Annotated in this window: 19 protein-coding genes; 11 read left to right on the plus strand and 8 right to left on the minus strand. The window is 64.8% G+C overall.

The window, feature by feature from the left end; all coding sequences use genetic code 11:
* Positions 1-3: 3 nt before the first annotated feature.
* The 4 genes from QSV46_RS01355 to QSV46_RS01370 are packed head-to-tail and all read right to left on the minus strand — an operon-like array spanning position 4 to position 4234.
* Positions 4-1587: an acyl CoA:acetate/3-ketoacid CoA transferase gene (locus QSV46_RS01355; RefSeq protein WP_314945251.1), complete on the minus strand. Its 1584-nt coding sequence runs from the start codon at positions 1585-1587 to the stop codon at positions 4-6.
* Positions 1588-1603: 16 nt separating this feature from the next.
* Positions 1604-2746, minus strand: coding sequence for an acyl-CoA dehydrogenase family protein (locus QSV46_RS01360; protein ID WP_314945252.1), 1143 nt, complete (start codon positions 2744-2746; stop codon positions 1604-1606).
* A gap of 15 nt (positions 2747-2761) precedes the next feature.
* Entirely contained in the window at positions 2762-3130 is a 369-nt protein-coding gene (locus QSV46_RS01365) for a hypothetical protein (protein WP_314945253.1), read from the minus strand.
* 3 nt (positions 3131-3133) lie between these two features.
* Positions 3134-4234, minus strand: coding sequence for a LacI family DNA-binding transcriptional regulator (locus QSV46_RS01370; RefSeq protein WP_314945254.1), 1101 nt, complete (start codon positions 4232-4234; stop codon positions 3134-3136).
* Between the two features lie 186 nt (positions 4235-4420).
* Between QSV46_RS01370 and dapA the strand changes: the two genes are divergently transcribed.
* The 11 genes from dapA (at position 4421) to QSV46_RS01425 (ending at position 13273) form a co-directional block, all read left to right on the plus strand.
* Positions 4421-5326, plus strand: coding sequence for a 4-hydroxy-tetrahydrodipicolinate synthase (dapA, locus tag QSV46_RS01375; RefSeq protein ID WP_314945255.1), 906 nt, complete (start codon positions 4421-4423; stop codon positions 5324-5326).
* Between the two features lie 15 nt (positions 5327-5341).
* Positions 5342-6532, plus strand: coding sequence for a CoA transferase (locus QSV46_RS01380; protein WP_314945257.1), 1191 nt, complete (start codon positions 5342-5344; stop codon positions 6530-6532).
* Positions 6529-7692: an acyl-CoA dehydrogenase family protein gene (locus QSV46_RS01385; protein ID WP_314945258.1), complete on the plus strand. Its 1164-nt coding sequence runs from the start codon at positions 6529-6531 to the stop codon at positions 7690-7692. The genes QSV46_RS01380 and QSV46_RS01385 overlap by 4 nt, the downstream gene beginning before the upstream one ends.
* A gap of 10 nt (positions 7693-7702) precedes the next feature.
* Positions 7703-8110, plus strand: coding sequence for a MaoC/PaaZ C-terminal domain-containing protein (locus QSV46_RS01390; protein WP_314945260.1), 408 nt, complete (start codon positions 7703-7705; stop codon positions 8108-8110).
* Positions 8111-8113: 3 nt separating this feature from the next.
* Entirely contained in the window at positions 8114-8545 is a 432-nt protein-coding gene (locus tag QSV46_RS01395; RefSeq protein ID WP_314945262.1) for a MaoC/PaaZ C-terminal domain-containing protein, read from the plus strand.
* The gene (locus QSV46_RS01400) at positions 8542-9495 is read left to right on the plus strand and encodes a dihydrodipicolinate synthase family protein (protein WP_314945264.1); all 954 of its coding nucleotides are present in this window, start codon (positions 8542-8544) and stop codon (positions 9493-9495) included. The genes QSV46_RS01395 and QSV46_RS01400 overlap by 4 nt, the downstream gene beginning before the upstream one ends.
* Positions 9496-9506: 11 nt before the next feature.
* The gene (locus QSV46_RS01405) at positions 9507-9809 is read left to right on the plus strand and encodes a DUF4286 family protein (protein ID WP_314945265.1); all 303 of its coding nucleotides are present in this window, start codon (positions 9507-9509) and stop codon (positions 9807-9809) included.
* A 122-nt stretch (positions 9810-9931) separates the two neighbouring features.
* Positions 9932-10768, plus strand: a complete 837-nt coding sequence (locus QSV46_RS01410; protein WP_314945267.1) for an ABC transporter substrate-binding protein — start codon at positions 9932-9934, stop codon at positions 10766-10768.
* A gap of 17 nt (positions 10769-10785) precedes the next feature.
* Positions 10786-11517, plus strand: a complete 732-nt coding sequence (locus QSV46_RS01415; protein WP_314945269.1) for an amino acid ABC transporter permease — start codon at positions 10786-10788, stop codon at positions 11515-11517.
* On the plus strand, positions 11514-12314 hold the full coding sequence (locus QSV46_RS01420; RefSeq protein WP_314945273.1) for an amino acid ABC transporter ATP-binding protein: 801 nt from the start codon (positions 11514-11516) through the stop codon (positions 12312-12314). Before QSV46_RS01415 ends, QSV46_RS01420 begins: the two co-directional genes overlap by 4 nt.
* A gap of 14 nt (positions 12315-12328) precedes the next feature.
* A complete protein-coding gene (locus tag QSV46_RS01425) occupies positions 12329-13273 on the plus strand; it encodes a dihydrodipicolinate synthase family protein (protein WP_314945277.1) in 945 nt (314 codons plus the stop codon).
* Between the two features lie 228 nt (positions 13274-13501).
* Here the strand turns inward: QSV46_RS01425 and QSV46_RS01430 are convergent, their stop codons facing one another.
* The 4 genes from QSV46_RS01430 to QSV46_RS01445 are packed head-to-tail and all read right to left on the minus strand — an operon-like array spanning position 13502 to position 16479.
* Entirely contained in the window at positions 13502-14116 is a 615-nt protein-coding gene (locus QSV46_RS01430; protein WP_314945280.1) for a HupE/UreJ family protein, read from the minus strand.
* Entirely contained in the window at positions 14113-14718 is a 606-nt protein-coding gene (locus tag QSV46_RS01435; protein WP_314945282.1) for a HupE/UreJ family protein, read from the minus strand. Before QSV46_RS01435 ends, QSV46_RS01430 begins: the two co-directional genes overlap by 4 nt.
* A gap of 16 nt (positions 14719-14734) precedes the next feature.
* The gene (locus QSV46_RS01440; protein ID WP_314945284.1) at positions 14735-15721 is read right to left on the minus strand and encodes a HupE/UreJ family protein; all 987 of its coding nucleotides are present in this window, start codon (positions 15719-15721) and stop codon (positions 14735-14737) included.
* The gene (locus QSV46_RS01445) at positions 15718-16479 is read right to left on the minus strand and encodes a peptidylprolyl isomerase (protein WP_314945286.1); all 762 of its coding nucleotides are present in this window, start codon (positions 16477-16479) and stop codon (positions 15718-15720) included. The genes QSV46_RS01440 and QSV46_RS01445 overlap by 4 nt, the downstream gene beginning before the upstream one ends.
* Positions 16480-16722 lie beyond the last annotated feature (243 nt).

Genomic DNA, 16722 nt, shown 5'->3' on the forward strand with positions numbered 1-16722 from the left:
TCCTCAGGCGACCTTGCGCGGCCGCGCCGGCAGCGCCTTGAAACTTTGCGCAATGCCCATCGGCCCGGAGCGGAAGATGCGCGGGTCCATATCCTTCAGTTGCGGGCTGATGCGCGGCTTGAAGCCCATATGGGCCAGGATGTCCTCTTCCAGCCGAACCCCCGGCGCGATCTCGGTCAGCGTCAGGCTGCCGTGCTCGAGCTCGAACACGGCGCGCTCGGTGACGTAGCTGACGTGCTGGCCGCGCTGTGCGGCGAGCGATGCACTGAAGCTGATCTGGCCGACTTGCGGGACGAATTTGCGGAAGGCGCCGTCACGCCGGATCGCGAGGAGGCCGTTCTCGACGCCGATGTCGAACTTGCCGCCGGTCATGGTGCCGCTGAAGATCAACCGCTTGGCGTTCTGGGTGATGTCGATGAAGCCACCGGAACCGTCACGGCGATCGCCGAAACGGGTGACGTTGACATTGCCGGCCTCGTCCACCTCCGCGAAGGAGAGGAAGGCGCAGGAGAGACCACCGCCGTCGTAGAAGTCGAATTGGTAGGCCTGGTCGAGGATGACGCGCGGATTGATCGCGGTGCCGAACTCGCGGGCGTGGCCGGGCACGCCGCCGACCACGCCGGATTCGACCGTCAGCGTGATCAGGTCGGAAATGCCTTCCTCGGCCGCGACATTGGGAATCATCGCGGAGATACCGACGCCGAGGTTGACGACGTCGCGCGGGCGCAGCTCGAAGGCGGCGCGGCGGGCGATCACCCGCCGTTCGGTGAGCGGGTCGGGCGTGATCATCGCGACCGGCACGCGGCTCTCGCCGCAACGCGCCGGATCGTAGACGGTGCCGTAGGTCTGCATCTGCCCGGGCTCGAGCACGACGTGGTCGATCAGGAAGCCAGGGATCTTCACCATCTGCGGATGGATCGAGCCGCGCTTCACGATCCGCTTGACCTGGCAGATCACGGTGCCGCCGGCATTGTGCACGGCCTGTGCGATCGAGAGATCCTCGCGCGTCGTGCCCTCGTGCTCCATGCTGATATAGCCGTCCTCGTCGGCGGACGTGCCGCGGATGATGGCGATGTCGGGCGCGGCGGGGACGCGGTAGAGCAGCCAGGACTGGCCGTGCAGCTCGAGCAGATCGACCAGCGGCGCAGTGGTGCGCTTGTTCATGCGGCCGCCGTCCTGGCGCGGATCCATGTAGGTGTTGAGGCCGACATGGGTGAGCACGCCGGGATGTTTCGCCGCCATGGCGCGGCAGAGCTGGCTCATCACGCCCTGCGGGAAATTGTAGGCGTCGATCAGTTCGTCGCGCACGAGGCGCATGAACGGCACTTGAAGCCCGAAATTGCCGCCGATCACGCGCGCGATCAGGCCCTCATGGGCGAGATGGCAGAGGCCTTTCTCGGTCACGGCACCGACACCGGTGATGTTGATCAGCGTGAGAGCATGCGGGCCCAGGCCATTGATGAAGCGCTGCTCCAGCGCGTCGAGAATCGCTTCGGCAGCGCCTGTGCCGCCATTGCCGCCGACGATCAGCGTGTCGGCGTCGCGGACAAGGCCGGCGGCCTCTGCCGCGGTGATGATGCTCAGCATGACGGCATGCCCCGCATCATGCGGCCTCCTTCTCGACCTGGCGGGCGATGATGAGCCGCTGGATCTGGTTGGTGCCTTCGTAGATCTGGGCAAGGCGGACGTCGCGGAAGATGCGTTCGATGCGGTATTCGCGCGAATAGCCGTTGCCGCCGTGGATCTGGAGCGCGTTGGAGACGTGCTTCATCGCCATGTCGGTCGTGAACAGCTTGGCCTGCGCGGCCTCCTTGGCGATCGGCTCGCCGGCATCGTGCAGCCGCGCGGCGTGATGGATCAGAAGGCGCGCAGCCGCGATGTCGGTCGACATGTCCGCGAGCATGAACTGCACCGCCTGGAAGCCGATGATGGCCTGGCCGAACTGCTTGCGGTCGAGGGCGTACTTGGTGGCGTCCTCGAACGCGGCCTGCGCCATGCCGAGCGCCATCGAGGACATCATCAGCCGGCTGAAGTTGAAATTGCTCATCGCCATCTTGAAGGCCTGGTTCTCCGGCCCCATCACGCTGTCGGCGGGGAGGCGCACGTCAGAGAACGTGACCTGGCAGTCGTCGAGGCCGTGCATGCCGAGCAGCTCCTCGTTCTTGCCACGGGCGATGCCGGGCAGAGCGCCGTCGACCAGCAGGCAGGAGATGGCGCGATGGCCCGCATCCGCGCCGGTCCGCGCAAACACCATGATGCGATCGGCGACGCCGCCGAGCGTCACCCAGGCCTTGGTGCCGTTGAGCCGCCAGCCGTTGCCTTCGCGCACGGCATGGGTGCGGATGCCCGCGACGTCGGAACCGTGGTCGGGCTCGGACACGGCGGTGGCGGGAATGATGTCGCCGCTCAGGATTTGCGGGATCAGTGCCTTGTGCGCGTCGGTGCCGTGATGGTCAAAGAACAGCACGGCCTCGACGGGAATGGCAAAGGCGTTGGCGACCGCGCCGGAGCAGCGCGCCAGCTCCTCCATCGCGATGCAGGCGGCCACGGCATCGAGGCCGGCGCCGCCCGCGCCTTCGCGCAGGCAGATGCCGAACAGGCCGAGATCGGCCATGCCCTTGTAGAGGGTGCGGTCGAAGCGGTCCTCGCGGTCGATCGCGGCGGCGCGCGGCAGGATCTCCGCCTCGCCGAAGCGGCGGGCGGTTTCGCGGAGAGCCTTCTGGTCCTGGGTGTAAAAGCGATCCATGGCGTGCGGCTCCCGTCAGTCGCTGGCGAGCTTGGAATCGTGGGAGACCTCGCTGCGGTCGCGGTCGAGGAAATAGACCGCCACGTCGTCGCCGGGCACGCCATAGGCGCTGCATACGCTGCGGGTCAGAGCGATGGCGGCAGCGCGCCGCTCGGCCTCGCTGCGGCGGAACGCATGCACCTTGAGCAGGATGCGCTGGCCGGTCTCCTGCGCGCCGAACGTGCCGGCATGGGCGTAGTCGCCCGGCGCAATGGGCAGGAAATAGAGGGTAACCGTATCGGCGGTCACGCCGAATGCCGACATCAAGCCGTCGGTCACAGACCTCGCCAACGCGGCCTTGCGCTGGATTGGGGCTGGCGGGGCGAGCACTTCGACATAGGGCATCGATCAGACCTTCGCGGACTTCGCGGCAGACGATTTGGCCGCGGATGATTTGGGGGAGGACGACTTTGGCTTCGCTGATCTGCCGGCGGTCGGAGCGTCGATCTGGCGGCAGGAATCGCGCTTGATCAGCCGGGCGCCGACGCGATATTCGCGAACGCCGTTGTTGCCGTTGCCTTTCGCGTCCATGCGCTGCAGCAGCCGGTCGACCGCGAGATTGGCGAGATCGCGCGCGCCATTGTCGACGATGCTGATGGCAGGCCGATGCCATTCGAACCAGGGCATGTCCTCATAACAGAGCAGCGAGAGGTCCTCGGGAATGGCGATGTTCCGTTCCGCGGTGACGCGGAGCACGCCGAGCGTCGCCTCGTGATTGGCGACGAAGATGGCGCTTGGCGGGCGAGGGAGGTCAAGCAGCTTGCGACAGCCGGTCGCCCCTGTTTCGGGCACGAAATGGCCAGCATGAATCAATGTGTCGTCGGTGGAGATGCCGGCCTCCCGCAGCGCGCGGACATAGCCGGACAGGCGCTCGCGGCCGGATGTAGTATCCTGGCGGCCGACGATCAGCCCGATGCGCTTGTGCCCGAGCTCGATCAAATGGCGCGTGCCGAGATAGGCGCCTTGAGGATCGTCGGCGAGCACGGTCTCGAGGTCGGTGGCATCATCGCGCCGCACCAGGCAGACGATCGGGACGTCCTTCGCCAGCGCCTTGAGCTGCGGGCCGTTCTTGCCGGTGGGCACCACGATCAGTCCGTCGATGCGATGGTCGACCAGCGTGGTGAGGGTGTCGCTCTCCTGTTGTGGATCGTCGCCGCCGATGCACAGAAGCATCTGATAGTTCAGCGCCTTCAGGCGCGCCTGCACCACCTCGGCCATCACTTGGAACGAGGCGTTGGTGAGGTTGTGCACGAGAAGCGCGACGAGCCGCGACTGGCCGGTTTTCAGGCCGCGCGCAATCGGGTTGGGCCGATAGCCGAGCTGGCGCGCGATGCGCGTCAGGCGCTGCTGCGTGCGCTCGCTCGTCAGCCCGGTTCCCGTCAACGCTCGCGAAGCGGTGCTGACCGAAACGCGGGCCGCCTGTGCCACATCTTTGAGCGTGACGCTCATCAAACCTGCCGATACACTGCAAACGATTGCAAAAAGCTAAGAGCTAATTCTGCACGGATCAAGCTCAAAGATTGGATGGTGTTGCCCAATGCAGAGCCAGTTATGCAATCGTTTGCATCGATCATGCGGATATTCCGTAGATGGCCACCGTCTCGCGTGCTCACCTGATCGCCCGGCAGTTTCCAAATGAAGATTTTTCGCGGCACCTACACCGTCATGGTCACCCCGTTCACGCCGGCAGGCGACGTCGATGTCGCGGCGTTGCGCGCCTTCGTCGATTGGCAGGTTGCCGAAGGTATTCATGGGCTGATTCCGCTCGGCTCGACCGGCGAATTCCTGTCGCTGGATGATGACGAGAAGGCGTTGGTGGCCGACGTCGTGATCAGCCAGGCTGCCGGGCGCGTGCCCGTGCTGATCGGCACCGGCGCTGAGGACACCCGCGAGGTGGTACGCCTCAGCCGCCGTGCCGAAAAACTGGGCGCCGACGGCGTCATGATCATTCCGCCGTTCTATTCGACGCCGACAGATGACGAGCTCGTCCATCACTACAAGACCGTGGCCGATGCGATCGCGCTGCCGATCATGGTCTACAACAATCCGGCGACCGCCAATGTCGATCTCAAGCCGCCGCTGGTGGCGCGCATCGCCGAGATCGACAACTGTCTCTATATCAAGGAGTCGACGCTGGAGGTGACGCGGGTGCGTGACATCATCCGCCTCTGCGGCGACAGGATGACGGTATTCGGCGGTATCCTCGGCTTCGAATCCTTCGTCGAAGGCGCGCAGGGATGGGTGGCGGTCGCCTCCAACGTCGTTCCGTCCGAGATGGCGCGCATCTTCAATCTCGTCGCCGACGAGGGGGCCATCACGCAGGCGCGCGAGCTCTATCTCAAATGTCTGCCGGTGATCGAATTCGTCGGAGGCCAAGCCTATGTCGCCGGCAGCAAGGCGCTGCTCGGCCATATGGGATTTGCGGTCGGCCATCCGCGTCCGCCGCGGCTGCCGCTACCGCCTGCGCAGGACGCCGCTGCCCGCGCCCTGGTCAAGACGTTCGATCTGGCGTGGCGCGGCGCGCCAGTTGCGGTTGCTTAAATTGGGTGTGACCAGATGAACCTGCTCGACGGCGTCAAGATCCTCAGCTTCAATCATTACCTCGCGGGGCCGCTCGCCGCCCAGACGCTCGCCGATCTCGGTGCCGACGTCATCGCGGTCGAGCCGATCGAGGGCGCGTTTCAACGCAACTGGGCGGTCGCCAATCACTTCGTCGCAGGCGACAGCGTCAATCATCTGGCGACGGGCCGTAACAAGCGCAGCCTTGCCGTCGATCTCAAGCATCCCGACGGCATCGCCGCGGTGAAGAAGCTGGTCGCGACCGCCGATGTCGTGATGGAGAACTTTCGGCCAGGCACCATGGCCAAGTTGGGGCTCGGCTACGATACGCTGAAAGCGATCAACCCCGGCCTGATCTACGCGGTCGCGACCGGGTTCGGATCTGAGGGTCCATACAAGGATCGGCCGGGCCAGGATCTCCTGCTCCAGGCGATGTCGGGTCTTGCGATGCGGACGGGACGCGCCGATGGCGAGCCGACGGCGGTCGGAGCGGTGATCGTCGATCAGCATGCCGCCTCGCTCTACGCCATGAGCATTCTGGCGGCACTGTTCGCGCGGACCAGGACCGGCAAGGGCCAGCTCGTCGAGGTCAACCTCTATCAGGCCGCGCTCGATCTCCAGGTTGAACCGCTGACCGCCTGGCTCAACGGTGCGCCGTCGCCGACATCGCGCGCTCCGGCCGGCATTGCTGCGTGGTTCAGCCCGGGGCCCTACGGCATTCACGCGACCACCGATGGCCATCTGGCGATCTCCATGGCATCGCCCAAGGCGCTCGCGGTGGCGCTCGGCAGCGACGAGCTGAAGCCGTTCGGCGATGCCGACAGCTTTTCGAAGCGCGAGGAAATCACCGGCATCGTCGCAGTGCGGCTGAAGCAAAAGCCGACGGCTGAATGGCTGCCCGTACTCGAAGCCGCACGGATCTGGCACGCGCCGGTGCAGGATTATCGCGATCTCGAGACCGATCCGCAGCTCAATCATCTCGGTGTGTTCAAGAGCGCCAAGAGTGCAGGGGGCGCACCCATCCGCATGGTCGCACATCCCGCGCGCTATGACGGCCAGACGCCGGAGGTTCGGTTGGTGCCGCAGCGGCTGGGCGCGCAGACGCGCGAGGTGCTCGGCGAGGTCGGCTACGGCGCGACCGACATTGACGCGATGATCGCCGGCAAGGCCGTGGGAGTGGCGCGATGATCGATTTTTCGCTGCCTGAGGAGACCCGCCTGCTGGTCGATACCGTCCGCCGCTTCGTCGAGACAGAGGTGCAACCCCTGGAAGATGAGGTCGAGCGAACCGCGACAGTGCCGGCAGATGCGCTGGCGATCACCAAGGCCAAGGCGCAGAAGTGCGGCCTCTACGCGATGAACATGCCGGCGGATGTCGGCGGCGGCGGACTGTCCTGCGTCGAGCATTGCCTTGTCGAGGAAGAGTTCGGCAAGACCTCCGACGCGCTGATCCGCCGCGTGTTCGGGCAAGTCTATCCGATGCTGATGGCCTGCAAGGGCGACCAGGTCGAGCGCTATCTGCGGCCGACGGTGAAGGGCGACAAGATCTGCGCCATGGCGATCACCGAGCCGGGCGCCGGCTCCGATGCCGCTTCGATCAGCACGACAGCGCACCTCGACGGCGACGAATGGGTGCTCAACGGCACCAAGCATTTCATCAGCGACGGCGACATCGCCGATTACGTGATCCTGATGGCGCTCACCGACAAGGGCAAGCGGGCGCGCGGCGGTATCACGCTGTTCCTGGTCGATCGCGGCACGGCGGGCTTCAAGGTCGCACGGACCCAGCCGATGATGGGCCATCGCGGCTATGGCCATGCCGAGCTAACCTTCGAGGACTGCCGTATTCCGAAAGCGGCCGTGCTCGGGGAGGTCGGGGGCGGCTTCAAGCTGATCATGCAGAGCGTGCTCCAGATTCGCCTGGCCCATATCGGTGCGCGCGCCGTCGGCATGGCGCAGCGCGCGCTCGAGATGATGCGCAAGCACGCCGGCGAGCGGCGCCAGTTCGGTCAGGCCATCGGCGACTTCCAGATGGTACAGAAGCTGATCGCTGACTCCGCCACAGAAATTTTCGGCGTCAAGATGATGGTGATGAACGCCGCCTGGGACATCGATCAGGGCCGGGACGCGCGCGACAAGGTCTCGATGATCAAGGTGGCGGCCTCCGAGATGCAAGGCCGTGTCGTCGACCGCGCCATCCAGGTGTTCGGTGGCATGGGTTTCAGCAAGGATCTGCCGCTGGAGCGCATGTATCGCGATGCGCGCGTCACCCGCATCTACGACGGTACCTCCGAGATCCACCGCATGCTGGTCGCGCGCAGCACCATCAAGAACGGCTTGCAGCTCTAGGGAACGGCCGATGTCTCACACACCTCTCAATCCCGGCGCGGCTTTCGCCTTCCGCAAGACCATGACGGTCGCCGAGCAGGCGATGTTCACCGGCATCAGCGGCAATCTCGGCGGTCTCTATGTCGATGCCGTCCGCGCCAAGAAGGCGGGCGCGGCCAACATGGTCGCCTTCGAGCTTGCGGTCGGCGGCCTCGCCACCACCTGCCTCAGTCAGCTCGGCGGACCGACGCGGCGGATCGGCAGCATCGCGCTGAACTTTGCCGCGCCCGTGATCGTCGGCGAGTCCGTCGAGGCGAAGGCCGAGATCGTCTCGGTCGCAGGCGACGAGGCAACCTGCCGGATCACCTGCACGCTGTCGCCCTCAGGTGTAACCGTGGTGGACGGCACCGCGACGCTCGTCCCCTTCGCCAAGGCCTGAGCCATGTACGAACCAAAGTCCTTCGACGATCTGAAGGTGAACGACAGGGTCAGCCTCAGCAAGACCATCACCGAGGCGGATGGCGCGCTCTACATCGCCGCCACCGGCGATTTTGGCCCGGTCCATGTCGACGAGATCTATGCCGGCGCGACGCGCTTCGGCCGAAGGCTGGCGCCGGGGATCATGGTCGCAGGTCTCTGCACCAGCGTCCTCACCAGCAAGCTGGTCGGCACCATCGGCGTCTCTGTCGAGGACCGGTTCTGGTTCACCGGCCCGGTGTTCTATGGCGACACGCTCACCTTCGACGTCTGGATCGCTGAGCAGCACGACGAGACCCGCACGATCATCTGGGAGGCGAGTGCTCGCAATGAGGGCGGCCTCGAGGTGCTGAAGGCGCGGGCGAGCTTGAAATTCCCACGGCGGAAACCGTCATGAGCAAGCCGATGACAAGGCCGGATCTGCGCGGCGTCACGGTCGCGACCGTGCTGCCCTTCAAGAGTGACATATCGATCGACTGGGACGGCTATGCCCGCGTGCTCGATTACTGCGCGCGTCCTGACGGAATTGCAGCGGTGTTCGTCAACGGACATGCCGGCGAGGGCGGTTCGCTCTCGGATGACGAGCGCCAGGCGGTGATCGAGCGGACGCGCCGGCATATCGGCGGCAAGCCGCTGCTGGCCGGCATCATCGCGCACTCGACTGCGGAAGCGATCCATCAGGCGCAGCTGGCCGAGGCCGCCGGTGCCGACTGCGCGGTGCTGTTTCCGCCGGCACCGCTTGGTGGCGGTGCATCGGCGACCTCGCGCGCGCCCGTAGCCTTCGTGCAGGCGGTCAGCTCCGCGATCGGGATTCCGGTGTCGATCTTCCAGTATCCGTTGGCGTCCGGCTTTGGCTACTCACCGGAAGCGCTGGCGAAGATTGCAGCGCTTGATAGCGTCATCGCGATCAAGGAGGGCAGTGACACTATCCTTGCCTATGACGAGAACCGTCGTGCGGTGAAGCAGGCTGATCCGTCCGTCGTGATGCTGCCGTCGAATTTCAACTGGTTCCTGCCGCAGCTGGCCCTCGGCGGCGACGGCATTCTGTCCGGTCTCGTCAGCCTTGCGCCGGACCTGTTTGCCGAACTATGGCAGGCTTCGCTCGCCGACGATCTCAGCGCGATGCGTGCCGTCAACGAGCGGCTCTATCCGATCGTCCGCGCGATCTACGGCCCTGCGCCGATCATGGACATGCACACGCGGATGAAGGTCGGACTGAAGGCACTCGGCCTGATCGGCAACGCCGATCCGCGGCCGCCATTGCTGCCGGTCCTGCCTGCGCTGTGCGACGCCATCGCGACGACCGTGGGTGCCGCGCGGGCGGCCGGCGACATTCGACTGGGATGAGGAGCGAGCCCGTGGCGGACGAAGCCTTCATCCATATCGTGCGGGTCGACATCGACCCCGAGCACGAGCCAGCGTTCAACGCCTGGTACGAGCAGAAACATTTTCCGGATCTGCTGACCTGTCCCGGCTGGCTGTCCGCGAAGCGTTTCGTCTCGGTTGGCGACGGGCCGAAATACGCGGCCATGTACGAGGTCGCGGGACGGTGGGCATTCGAAACGCCTGAGTTTTTGAAAGTGAAGGGATTCGGTCCATTCGAATCCCTGGTGAAGAATTTCATGCGCATCCAGCTCAAGCCGATGTCGGGACCGGCTTGAGGGATCGATGATGATGCAGCCTGCCGTGTCGAAAAGATCGGTTGGCGGCATCCAAGAAACGTTGAGGGGGAAAGCCGGGCGAGGAACTGCATCGGTCATTGGCGTCTTACCGGAGGTATAGAATGTTCTCGACACTGCTTCGCTTGAGTGCCGCTGTCGCACTCGTCTTCGTATCCAATGCAGCGCATGCCGCATGCACGCCCGCGATTTCCGACAGCGATCTGATCGCGCCCGGAAAATTGCAGCTCTCCATCAATCCCACCAATCCGCCGCAGCAATTCGTCGACAAGGACGGCCAGTTGCAGGGCCTCAACGTGGAACTCGCGGCCGAGCTCGGCAAGCGGTTGTGTCTTCCGGTCGAACTCGTCCGGATGGATTTTCCGGCGATGATCCCGGCCATGAACGCAGGCCGCATCGACGGCATCGACACCGGCATGTTCTGGACCGAGGAGCGTTCCAAGCTGATGTACATGGTGCCTTACGCCATTCAGGCCATTTCGGTCGTGGTTGCACCCGATAGCGGCACAAAAATTGCTACCGAAAAGGATCTGATCGGAAAAGCATCCGCCGTCGAGGTCAGCAGCTACCAGATGAACTGGCTCAAGAAGCTCAGCGATGCGAGCGTGGCGAAGGGAAGCGCAGCGGTCGAGATGCGCACGTTCCCCACCGCCACCAACGTCGTCAGCGCGCTCCTCGCCGGTCAGGTCGACAACGCGCTGCTCGTCGACAGCGTGGCGCGCGATCTCGTCGGCCGTGGTCGCGTGAAAGAAGTCCTGAGCGGGCTCGGCACGGCGCGGACCACGCTCGGCTTTCGCAACAAGATGGTGACCGATGCCGTCGTCAAGGCGCTGAACACGATGCGTGCCGACGGCAGCTACCAGGCGCTGTTCGACAAGTTCGGTCTCACCAGCATGCCGGCCGATCAGCCGCTGGCGATCGCCGGCCCCGGTCCGGCCTGAGATACGGAGACGAGCCGATGAGCCATTTCAGTCCGACGGCCGCCGTCAACTACTTCTTCAACTACTTCCTGATGAAGGGTGTGCTCGTCACCATCGGCTTGACAGTGGCCGCCGTCATCGGCGGATTGATCCTCGGCATGGGCATCGCGTTGATGCGCATGTCGTCCAATCCCGTGCTGTCTGGCTTCTCGCGTTTCTACATCTGGTTCTTCCGCGGTACGCCGCTCTTGATCCAGCTCGTGGTGATCTATAGCGGCTTGCCGCAGCTAGGGATCAAGTTCAGCGTGATCACCTGCGCGCTGGTTGGCCTGATCCTCAACGAAGCCGCCTATCTCGCCGAGATCGTGCGCAGCGGATTCATGGCGGTGTCGGCGGGTCAGCGCGAAGCGGCCTGGGCGCTCAGCCTGTCGCCCTGGACAACGTTCCGCCGCGTGACCCTGCCGCAGGCGTTCCGGCTTATGATCCCACCGCTCGGCAACTCCATCAACTCGCTGTTGAAGGCAACCTCGCTTGCCTCCGTCATCTCGGTCGAGGAGCTCATGCGCCGCAGCGACATGCTGATGCAGGAGCATTTCCAAATCCTCGAGGTCTATGCGGCGGCGACGGCGTACTATTTGATCCTCACCTCGGTCTGGGATGCGGTCCAGCGGCGGCTGGAGAAGCATTTTGGTCGGTCGAGCGCTGCGAAATCCCGGCGGGTCGCGGCGAGGGCGCCGGTTGCGCAAGCGAGCGTGGAGGCCCGCGCATGAGCGAGATGTCGACGAATACGGCCAGTGGAGCCGAAGGCGGAACAGCGCAACCGCAATTGCGCGAGGTGCCTGCGGTTCGCATGGAGGCCGTCTACAAGCACTATGGCGATTTCACCGCGCTGAACGAGGTCGACCTCAAGGTCGCCAAGGGCGAGAAGATCGTGGTCTGCGGTCCCTCCGGCTCGGGCAAGTCGACGCTCATTCGCTGCATCAACCACATCGAGAAGCACGACGAGGGCCTGATCTACGTCAACGGCACCGAGCTCGACCACCAGCGCAAGAACATCGATGCGGTCCGGCGCGACACCGGCATGGTATTCCAGAGTTTTAATCTGTTTCCGCACATGACGGTGCTGGAGAACTGCATCCTTGCGCCGATGACCGTGAGCGGCATGCCGGAGGCGGAGGCGAAGGATCTGGCCATGCATTTCCTCACCAAGGTCCGAATCCCGGACCAGGCTGAAAAATTTCCCGGGCAGCTCTCGGGTGGCCAGCAGCAGCGCGTTGCCATCGCCCGCGCGCTGTGCATGCGGCCGAAGATCATGCTGTTCGACGAGCCGACCTCGGCGCTCGACCCCGAGATGGTCAAGGAGGTGCTTGAGACCATGAAGAAGCTCGCAGAAGAGGGCATGACCATGCTGTGCGTGACCCACGAGATGGGCTTTGCGCGCGAGGTCGCCGATCGCATCGTGTTCATGAACGAGGGCAAGGTCGTCGAGCAGGCCGCGCCGGAGGAGTTCTTCAAACATCCGAAGTCCGAGCGGGCGCGGACGTTCCTCGACCAGATCATTCACTAGGCGGCGTGTTGGCGGTGTTCGGCGAGATAGCGCAATCATTCGGCGATCGCCTGCGCGGCATCCAGGCCGCCACGATCGTGCCGATGACGCGGGGTTTCGAGGTCGATGAGCCGACGCTGGCCGCGCATCTCGCCTCGGTCAGCTCAGTACCCGGCATCAACGGCCTCCTCGTCAACGGCCACGCCGGTGAGAATTTTGTGCTGTCGCTCGACGAGAAGCGGCGCGTGGTGGAGCTGGCGCGCAAGCACGCCCCGAAGCGCTGCCTGATCGTCTCCGGCGTCAATCACGAATCGAGTCTCGAGGCCGCGCGCGAAGCAGCCGTGCTGGAGCAGGCGGGCGCGGATGGGCTGCTGGTATTTCCTCCCAACAGCTGGGCGCTGGCTCACGCTGACGACTGCGTCATCGAGCATCACCGTCGCGTCCGCGATGCGACGACATCACCTTTGATGCTCTATGCGGCGCCGGTCGGCGCCGGTGCCATGGCCTATCCACCCCCGCTGCTGGAACAGCTCGTTGCCGACCGTCGCTTCGTCGCGCTGAAGGAGGGCAGCTGGGAGGTCGCAGCCTACGAACAGAATCTCAGACTGATCCGGAAACTGCGTCCGGAATTCGTTGTGCTTGGGTCCGGAGACGAACACCTCATGACGAGCTACCTGGTCGGCTCGGCCGGTAGCCAGGTCAGCCTCGCCTGCTTGGTGCCGGAGCTCGTGGTCAGTCTCTGGAATGCGGCGGAAGCCGGCGATTGGGAGCGGGCGCGCGCCATGCACGCCAAGCTCTATCCACTCGCCGCCGCGATCTACCGCGATGCGCCCGGAGGACGGGCAACGGCGCGGCTCAAGGCCTGCCTGAAGCTGCTCGGGAGGCTGTCGTGCGACGCGGTGCGGCCGCCGCAGCCGCCGGTGACGTCGGCCGAGCTTCATGTGCTCGAGCTGGCCTTGCGGACCGCCGGGCAGGGATGACGCCGCATGGCGGTACCGTCCAGGTCTGGACGGACGGTTTCGCAAAGTGCGGTCGCCGCCCGCAGTGATCTGGCGCTTGCTGAGGAAAGCCGCAGGTTTTATCATCAAGTTCGATGCGGCTGATCGGATGTCTCGGTGATCGCACGGCGAGGAGATATCGCCTACGGTCGTGCACGGCGGCGGAACAGATGGCGTCGCAGCGTCCAGGGCGGGATCCTTCGCCGCCTCTTACGAGGCCAGTACGAGGCTTGCCATCATCAGGCCGATGGCCGCGATCCAACCTCCAAGAGCACGAACGGCGATCGCTCGCCAGGACGTCACGCTGCCTGTCGTTCGCCTGAATGCGGCGGTCAGAGCCATTGTCAGCGTGATGGCTCCGTAGCCCACACAGCCCAATCCCGCCCCAAACAGCAGCCGATCGGTTTCGGGCCCAAGCTCGGCGCCGTTTGCGGCGCCTCGTGTTACAGCGACTGCGAAGGCTATTGCGCAGAGAACTATCGTGGGAACTTGCACGGCCGCCGCGAGCAGCATGCCTATCGCCAGCATCATTGTCGCGTTCGCGAGCTGAGCGGAAACCGCGCCGAATACGGGCCCAAGAGCCAAGCCGACCAGCAGTCCAAGCGGAAATACCGGGATGAGCCAGCGCCCTTTGGAGGCTCCGAGCGTACCTGCCAGCACGCCGGTCGCGATCCAGAGCACGACATCCTGAAGATCGGTGAGGGGATGCGATGCCCCCATATAGAAATCGCCGAGGCGGGCCGCGACGATATGCGCCTCGGCCGCGTTCGTGCCCGTCAGCAGTGCCGCTACCGCCATCAAACCCCGTACGGATTTAAGTCTCATGCGACGGCTCCGAGGCCTTGCGCGAGGAAGTAACAGCCGATTCCTGCGATACCGGCCCCAAGTCCCTGAATGATGCGCTCACCGGCGGGCCAGCGCGTCAACGCGCCGATCGCGATGCCGAACAGGTGCAGGAGGCCGGTGGCGGTGACGAAGCCGACGCCGTAGGCCAGGGCGTTCGCCGCGCGCGGAAGCTCGGCTCCATGCGCATGACCGTGAAAGATCGCGAAGACCGCGACGACGGAGGCGGCAGCAGGAAAGGGCAGGCGCAGCCGGGCCGCAACGGCGAGTCCCAGGATCACGGCCGAGACGGCAATCATCACCTCCGGCACCGGAAGCGGAACATGCAGCACGCCTAGAACTCCGCCGACCGCCATGACCAGCGGAAAGGTGATCGGCAGAATCCAGATTGCTGGGGCTCCAAGCTGCGCGCCCCAGATCCCGACGGCCACCATTGCGATCAAATGGTCTATGCCGGTGACCGGATGGAGCAGGCCGCTGACTAGGCCGCCCGCCACGCCAGCCTGCTCGTGCGCGAGAGCCGGCTGCGTCAGCGCGAACGAAACGATCGCGGTCGTGAGAACTCGGGGAATGTGCAACGACATTGTGTGCGACTCTCGCTTAGATCGCGGCGAACACGCGCGCCAGACGGCCGAAGAACCAGAACATCGACACCGCCCCGATGAGATAGGCCGGAACGGCCTCGCCCCAGCGCGGCACGACGGCATCAAGCCGTCGGTGCGCCCAGATCAATGCGAGCACGAGCAGCACGAAGGCAAGCTGCCCGATCTCCACGCCGACGTTGAAGAACAGCAGAGCTGCGGGAAGGAGCCGGCGTTCGAGCCCAAGTCCCGCCAGCGCACTCGCGAAGCCGATGCCGTGAACCAGCCCGAAGCTGCACGCCACGATCCAGGGATAGCGGGCGGTGAGTCCGATCTCGCCGCGCTGCTGCTTGACGATCTCCACCGCGACGAACGCGATGCTCAATGCGATGCAGGCGTTGAGTGGCCGTTCCGGCACGCCAATCAGGCCGAAAGCTGCTGCGGCTAGCGAGGCGCTGTGTCCGATCGTGAAGGCCGTGATCGTCTTCACCAGACGCCAGCCGCCGCCGACGATCCAGATCAGGCCCAGCACGAACAGCAAATGGTCGGCGCCGAGCAGAATGTGGTCGATTCCGTAGTTCACATAGGTCTTTGCCAGTTCGATCCAGGCCTCGAGCGTCGGGGCGCCGGTACCAAGGACCGAGACGACGGGATTGGCGGTCGAGATCGTGTAGCTGCGCGGCTCGCCCTCGATCGGGATCAGCTTGATCAGGACGATCGACATGTTGGAGCCGAGATTGGAGATGGTGATCGGACCGACCAGCCCCTTCTGGCCGCAGTTCATCTCGGGCAGGCGGAGAAAGCAGTGGGAGGGTACCCGCAGATCCACCCGCGCAGCACCGATCGAGGGCTCGATGCTCCAGCGGCCGACAAATGCGCCGGGACGGACCTCGCGGAATTCCAGCACGCCCATCGCCGCTTCATGCGCACTGAGCGCCGAAGGCCGGATGAGCGCGGCGAGCACCAAGGTCAGCAGCGCCAACCGCAGATACTGGGTCGCCCTCACGGCTCGTACCGCACTTGATAGGATGCCTTGAGCCGCTTGACCGCTTCCCAGGCCAATTTGCGGGTCTCCTCCGTGTGCCAGATCCTGGCGGCCTCATCCCGAACCTTGTCGAGGCTGGCAAGGTTTCCCGGCCGACGGGAATCCAGCCGGGCAACATGCCAGCCGTCCTTGGATTGCAGCAGTCTCCATTCCCCTTCCGGCATCGTCAGCAGTCGGTCGCGGAAATCTTCGCCGAACGACGCCGCGAGACTCGCGACCGGCCGCGCGAGGATGGCGCGGGTGAGATTCTGCAGCTCCTCGGACTCGTGCTGCTGGACGATGTCCTCGAGTTGGCGCTGTGCCGTGGCCTGGTCCGTCGGCGGGGTTATATAGAAAGAAACGCGCTCCGGCTCGTCGAAGCGGACGTGATTTTCCGCAAACCACGCTTGCAGCTGCTCGTCCGAGGGCCGCGGGACACGGATCTGGTCGAAGATCAGCAATTGCATCTTGTAGGCAATCCGATCGCGGATCGTCTCGTCGCCGCGGTCCACGCCGAGCGTCTTGCCTTCGCGGTAGAGGATCTCGCTCGCGACCCAGCTGTCGATCATCTTCTGGAGCTGGTCGCTGGACGGGGCGCGTTCCTTGTCCTCGTCGAAATTGTCGATGAAGGACTGGCGCATCGCCTTGGTGACCGTGATGACCTTTTCGTCCTTGGCGGGCGGATGCAGCAAGGCGTCGATGCCGAAGATGATCGCTCCGAGGAAGGTGAAGTGCAGCAAGGGCTCGCGAGCAAGCCGCGCAAGCATCGAGACAAAGGAACGCGAAGGTTCCGTTGCGCCACGGCCGACACCGGCGTCCGGATCCGAACCTCCAGTGCGCGATGTCGGAAGGGACTGCACTTCAACTGGTGTTGCCGACATTGACATATGGTTGTCACAAATTCTCGATGCACGCGCCGCCGCGCTTTATGCGGCAGAGCACGTCATCTGTCATCTGCAATCGCTGAGGCGACGCGGAAAAAA

The sequence above is a fragment of the Bradyrhizobium cosmicum genome (assembly GCF_032290525.1).
GTDB classification, from domain to species: Bacteria; Pseudomonadota; Alphaproteobacteria; order Rhizobiales; family Xanthobacteraceae; genus Bradyrhizobium; species Bradyrhizobium cosmicum_A.

Bases quoted from the DNA above. Each gene is read 5' to 3' on its own strand.
- QSV46_RS01355 (WP_314945251.1), bottom strand. From the start codon at position 1,587: ATGCTGAGCATCATCACCGCGGCAGAGGCCGCCGGCCTTGTCCGCGAC.
- QSV46_RS01360 (WP_314945252.1), bottom strand. From the start codon at position 2,746: ATGGATCGCTTTTACACCCAGGACCAGAAGGCTCTCCGCGAAACCGCC.
- QSV46_RS01365 (WP_314945253.1), bottom strand. From the start codon at position 3,130: ATGCCCTATGTCGAAGTGCTCGCCCCGCCAGCCCCAATCCAGCGCAAG.
- QSV46_RS01370 (WP_314945254.1), bottom strand. From the start codon at position 4,234: ATGAGCGTCACGCTCAAAGATGTGGCACAGGCGGCCCGCGTTTCGGTC.
- dapA (WP_314945255.1), top strand. From the start codon at position 4,421: ATGAAGATTTTTCGCGGCACCTACACCGTCATGGTCACCCCGTTCACG.
- QSV46_RS01380 (WP_314945257.1), top strand. From the start codon at position 5,342: ATGAACCTGCTCGACGGCGTCAAGATCCTCAGCTTCAATCATTACCTC.
- QSV46_RS01385 (WP_314945258.1), top strand. From the start codon at position 6,529: ATGATCGATTTTTCGCTGCCTGAGGAGACCCGCCTGCTGGTCGATACC.
- QSV46_RS01390 (WP_314945260.1), top strand. From the start codon at position 7,703: ATGTCTCACACACCTCTCAATCCCGGCGCGGCTTTCGCCTTCCGCAAG.
- QSV46_RS01395 (WP_314945262.1), top strand. From the start codon at position 8,114: ATGTACGAACCAAAGTCCTTCGACGATCTGAAGGTGAACGACAGGGTC.
- QSV46_RS01400 (WP_314945264.1), top strand. From the start codon at position 8,542: ATGAGCAAGCCGATGACAAGGCCGGATCTGCGCGGCGTCACGGTCGCG.
- QSV46_RS01410 (WP_314945267.1), top strand. From the start codon at position 9,932: ATGTTCTCGACACTGCTTCGCTTGAGTGCCGCTGTCGCACTCGTCTTC.
- QSV46_RS01415 (WP_314945269.1), top strand. From the start codon at position 10,786: ATGAGCCATTTCAGTCCGACGGCCGCCGTCAACTACTTCTTCAACTAC.
- QSV46_RS01420 (WP_314945273.1), top strand. From the start codon at position 11,514: ATGAGCGAGATGTCGACGAATACGGCCAGTGGAGCCGAAGGCGGAACA.
- QSV46_RS01430 (WP_314945280.1), bottom strand. From the start codon at position 14,116: ATGAGACTTAAATCCGTACGGGGTTTGATGGCGGTAGCGGCACTGCTG.
- QSV46_RS01435 (WP_314945282.1), bottom strand. From the start codon at position 14,718: ATGTCGTTGCACATTCCCCGAGTTCTCACGACCGCGATCGTTTCGTTC.